This window comes from Idiomarina aquatica, from assembly GCF_003987185.1.
GTDB lineage: Bacteria > Pseudomonadota > Gammaproteobacteria > Enterobacterales > Alteromonadaceae > Idiomarina > Idiomarina aquatica.
Genome location: NZ_PIPS01000007.1, coordinates 1 through 5,188 on the forward strand (window position 1 = coordinate 1; position 5,188 = coordinate 5,188).

General features: G+C 51.7%; 1 tRNA gene and 3 rRNA genes. All 4 read left to right on the top strand.

The window, feature by feature from the left end:
- Positions 1-111 precede the first annotated feature (111 nt).
- The 4 genes from CWE23_RS13775 to rrf all read left to right on the top strand — a co-directional run bounded on the left by CWE23_RS13775 (position 112) and on the right by rrf (position 5,168).
- A 16S ribosomal RNA gene (locus tag CWE23_RS13775) occupies positions 112-1,654 on the top strand.
- A 110-nt stretch (positions 1,655-1,764) separates the two neighbouring features.
- A tRNA-Ile gene (locus tag CWE23_RS13780) sits at positions 1,765-1,841 on the top strand.
- A 201-nt stretch (positions 1,842-2,042) separates the two neighbouring features.
- Positions 2,043-4,924: ribosomal RNA gene (locus CWE23_RS13785) — 23S ribosomal RNA — on the top strand.
- A gap of 128 nt (positions 4,925-5,052) precedes the next feature.
- Positions 5,053-5,168: ribosomal RNA gene (gene rrf, locus CWE23_RS13790) — 5S ribosomal RNA — on the top strand.
- The 16S, 23S and 5S rRNA genes sit together here with 1 tRNA gene alongside, the layout of an rRNA operon.
- Positions 5,169-5,188: the final 20 nt, after the last annotated feature.

The following is a 5,188-nucleotide window of genomic DNA, read 5'->3' on the forward strand; positions in this document are numbered from 1 at the left end:
AAGTTAAGCAAAACGAACTATGTATTGCAACTTTTGAATGAGTGTTCAGCAAGGTTTCAAATTTGAAGCTAAGCAAAAACGCGTAATTCATTGAGTTGATTGAACTACTTTTAATTGAAGAGTTTGATCATGGCTCAGATTGAACGCTGGCGGCAGGCCTAACACATGCAAGTCGAGCGGTAACAGGAAGAAGCTTGCTTCTTTGCTGACGAGCGGCGGACGGGTGAGTAATACTTGGGAACTTGCCTCTAGGCGGGGGACAACCACTGGAAACGGTGGCTAATACCGCATAATGTCTACGGACCAAAGTGGGGGACCTTCGGGCCTCACACCTAGAGATGGGCCCAAGCGGGATTAGCTAGTTGGTGAGGTAACGGCTCACCAAGGCGACGATCCCTAGCTGTTCTGAGAGGATGATCAGCCACACTGGGACTGAGACACGGCCCAGACTCCTACGGGAGGCAGCAGTGGGGAATATTGGACAATGGGGGCAACCCTGATCCAGCCATGCCGCGTGTGTGAAGAAGGCCTTCGGGTTGTAAAGCACTTTCAGTGGTGAGGAAAGGGTAATCGTTAATAGCGGTTACAGTTGACGTTAGCCACAGAAGAAGCACCGGCTAACTCCGTGCCAGCAGCCGCGGTAATACGGAGGGTGCAAGCGTTAATCGGAATTACTGGGCGTAAAGCGTACGTAGGCGGTGTGTTAAGCAAGATGTGAAAGCCCCGGGCTCAACCTGGGAATGGCATTTTGAACTGGCACGCTAGAGTCCTGAAGAGGGTGGTAGAATTTCCAGTGTAGCGGTGAAATGCGTAGATATTGGAAGGAATACCGGTGGCGAAGGCGGCCACCTGGTCAGAGACTGACGCTGAGGTACGAAAGCGTGGGGAGCAAACAGGATTAGATACCCTGGTAGTCCACGCCGTAAACGATGTCAACTAGTTGTTCGTGTCTTTAAGACGTGAGTAACGCAGCTAACGCACTAAGTTGACCGCCTGGGGAGTACGGCCGCAAGGTTAAAACTCAAATGAATTGACGGGGGCCCGCACAAGCGGTGGAGCATGTGGTTTAATTCGATGCAACGCGAAGAACCTTACCATCCCTTGACATCCAGTGAACTTTCTAGAGATAGATTGGTGCCTTCGGGAACACTGAGACAGGTGCTGCATGGCTGTCGTCAGCTCGTGTTGTGAGATGTTGGGTTAAGTCCCGCAACGAGCGCAACCCTTATCCTTAGTTGCCAGCACGTAATGGTGGGAACTCTGGGGAGACTGCCGGTGATAAACCGGAGGAAGGTGGGGACGACGTCAAGTCATCATGGCCCTTACGGGATGGGCTACACACGTGCTACAATGGCGCGTACAAAGGGCAGCGAACCTGCGAAGGTAAGCGAATCTCATAAAGCGCGTCGTAGTCCGGATTGGAGTCTGCAACTCGACTCCATGAAGTCGGAATCGCTAGTAATCGTGGATCAGAATGCCACGGTGAATACGTTCCCGGGCCTTGTACACACCGCCCGTCACACCATGGGAGTGGGCTGCACCAGAAGTGGTTAGTTTAACCTTCGGGAGAACGATCACCACGGTGTGGTTCATGACTGGGGTGAAGTCGTAACAAGGTAGCCGTAGGGGAACCTGCGGCTGGATCACCTCCTTACATTATGCTGACTGATGTGAGTGTCCACACAGTTTGCCGGCTTGATAGAATACAGAGATACATTTGGGTAGCTTGTGCCTTTGGCACAAGATGATGCCTGAAGGTTTACTGGGTCTGTAGCTCAGCTGGTTAGAGCGCACCCCTGATAAGGGTGAGGTCGGTAGTTCAAGTCTACTCAGACCCACCATAAGATTTGAATGTTTACCGGTAACTTTGTGTTACACGCTCTTTAACAACATGGAAAGCTGATTGTAAAAAGAAAGAAATGCCACTCTATTTGAACCTTTGTGATTAGGTAGAGGCGTATCGAACTTGTGTACAGCGAGAACAAACAATCTTAGTTGCGATTACAGCATCTGAAGGGTCACAGACACTTTGGTTGTTGTATGGTTAAGTGACTAAGCGTACACGGTGGATGCCTAGGCAGTTGGAGGCGATGAAGGACGTACTAACTTGCGATAAGCCATGATAAGCCAGTAAGAGGCACTTGAGTCATGGATTTCCGAATGGGGAAACCCACTCTGTTTACAGAGTATCCGGCACTGAATCTATAGGTGTCAGGAGGCAAACCCGGAGAACTGAAACATCTAAGTACCCGGAGGAAAAGAAATCAACCGAGATTTCCTTAGTAGCGGCGAGCGAACGGGAAACAGCCCTTAAGCTTTACATGCGTTAGCAGAATCTGTTGGGAAGCAGAGCCAGAGACGGTGATAGCCCGGTATGTGACGGCGCATGAAAAGTGAAATCGAGTAGGTCGGGACACGTGTTATCTTGACTGAATATGGGGGGACCATCCTCCAAGGCTAAATACTCCCAACTGACCGATAGTGAACCAGTACCGTGAGGGAAAGGCGAAAAGAACCCCGGCGAGGGGAGTGAAATAGAACCTGAAACCGTGTACGTACAAGCAGTAGGAGCCTCCTTGTGGGGTGACTGCGTACCTTTTGTATAATGGGTCAGCGACTTATATTTTGTAGCAAGGTTAACCGTATAGGGAAGCCGTAGGGAAACCGAGTCTTAACTGGGCGTCGAGTTGCAAGGTATAGACCCGAAACCGGGCGATCTAACCATGAGCAGGTTGAAGGTTGAGTAACATCAACTGGAGGACCGAACCCACTAATGTTGAAAAATTAGGGGATGACTTGTGGCTAGGAGTGAAAGGCTAATCAAGCCCGGAGATAGCTGGTTCTCCCCGAAATCTATTTAGGTAGAGCCTCGGACGAATACCTGCGGGGGTAGAGCACTGTTTGGGCTAGGGGGTCATCCCGACTTACCAACCCCATGCAAACTCCGAATACCGCAGAGTACTATCCGGGAGACACACGGCGGGTGCTAACGTCCGTCGTGGAGAGGGAAACAACCCAGACCGCCAGCTAAGGTCCCAAAGTTATGGCTCAGTGGGAAACGATGTGGGAAGGCACAGACAGCTAGGAGGTTGGCTTAGAAGCAGCCACCCTTTAAAGAAAGCGTAATAGCTCACTAGTCGAGTCGGCCTGCGCGGAAGATGTAACGGGGCTAAGCCATACACCGAAGCTGCGGCAGCAACTTGTTGCTGGGTAGGGGAGCGTTCTGTAAGCGGATGAAGGTGTGTTGAGAAGCATGCTGGACGTATCAGAAGTGCGAATGCTGACATGAGTAACGATAATGGGAGTGAAAAACTCCCACGCCGGAAGACCAAGGTTTCCTATCCCATGCTAATCAGGGTAGGGTAAGTCGGCCCCTAAGGCGAGGCGGAAACGCGTAGTCGATGGGAAACAGGTTAATATTCCTGTACCGATGTTTATTGCGATGGGGGGACGGAGAAGGCTAGGCAGGCCAGGCGTTGGTAGTCCTGGTGAAAGTGCGTAGGCTGAGAGCTTAGGAAAATCCGGGCTCTTAAGGTCGAGACACGAGACGAGTACCTACGGGTACGAAGCTGTTGATGCCATGCTTCCGGGAAAAGCCTCTAAGCTTCAGATAAACATCGACCGTACCCGAAACCGACACAGGTGGTCAGGTAGAGAATACTAAGGCGCTTGAGAGAACTCGGGTGAAGGAACTAGGCAAAATAGTACCGTAACTTCGGGAGAAGGTACGCCACTGTTGGTGAAGACTTCGCGTCGTAAGCTGATGGTGGTCGCAGTGACCAGGTGGCTGGGACTGTTTATTAAAAACACAGCACTCTGCTAACTCGAAAGAGGACGTATAGGGTGTGACACCTGCCCGGTGCCGGAAGGTTAATTGATGGGGTTAGCGTAAGCGAAGCTCTTGATCGAAGCCCCGGTAAACGGCGGCCGTAACTATAACGGTCCTAAGGTAGCGAAATTCCTTGTCGGGTAAGTTCCGACCTGCACGAATGGTGTAACCATGGCCACGCTGTCTCCACCCGAGACTCAGTGAAATTGAAATCGCTGTGAAGATGCAGTGTACCCGCGGCTAGACGGAAAGACCCCGTGAACCTTTACTACAGCTTGGCACTGAACATTGAACCTACATGTGTAGGATAGGTGGGAGGCTTTGAAGCACTGGCGCCAGTTGGTGTGGAGCCATCCTTGAAATACCACCCTTGTATGTTTGATGTTCTAACTTGGCACCCTAATCGGGTGTGAGGACAGTGCCTGGTGGGTAGTTTGACTGGGGCGGTCTCCTCCCAAAGAGTAACGGAGGAGCACGAAGGTTGGCTAAGTACGGTCGGACATCGTACGGTTAGTGTAATGGCAGAAGCCAGCTTAACTGCGAGACAGACACGTCGAGCAGATACGAAAGTAGGTCATAGTGATCCGGTGGTTCTGAATGGAAGGGCCATCGCTCAACGGATAAAAGGTACTCCGGGGATAACAGGCTGATACCGCCCAAGAGTTCATATCGACGGCGGTGTTTGGCACCTCGATGTCGGCTCATCACATCCTGGGGCTGAAGTCGGTCCCAAGGGTATGGCTGTTCGCCATTTAAAGTGGTACGCGAGCTGGGTTTAGAACGTCGTGAGACAGTTCGGTCCCTATCTGCCGTGGGCGTTTGAGAGTTGAGAGGGGCTGCTCCTAGTACGAGAGGACCGGAGTGGACGAACCTCTGGTGTTCCGGTTGTCACGCCAGTGGCACTGCCGGGTAGCTACGTTCGGAATCGATAACCGCTGAAAGCATCTAAGCGGGAAGCGAGCCTCGAGATAAGCTCTCACTAGCACTTTAAGTGCTCTGAAGGGTCGTTGAAGACGACAACGTTGATAGGCGGGGTGTGGAAGCGTAGTAATGCGTTGAGCTAACCCGTACTAATTGCCCGTGAGACTTAACCATACAACACCCAAGGTGTTTGGGAATCGTTAAGCACAAGCACGATACCTTTACCGAATAACAGAGGTTGCGCAGAGCGCGACATCAAACGAGTGGCAGTACAATCAGCCTTCATGTTGTGACAGTTTTTGTCTGGCGGCCATAGCGGTATGGCACCACCTGGCTCCATTCCGAACCCAGAAGTGAAACATACCAGCGCCGATGGTAGTGTGGGGTCTCCCCATGTGAGAGTAGGACACCGCCAGACTTCAAATTAAGGAAAGCCCC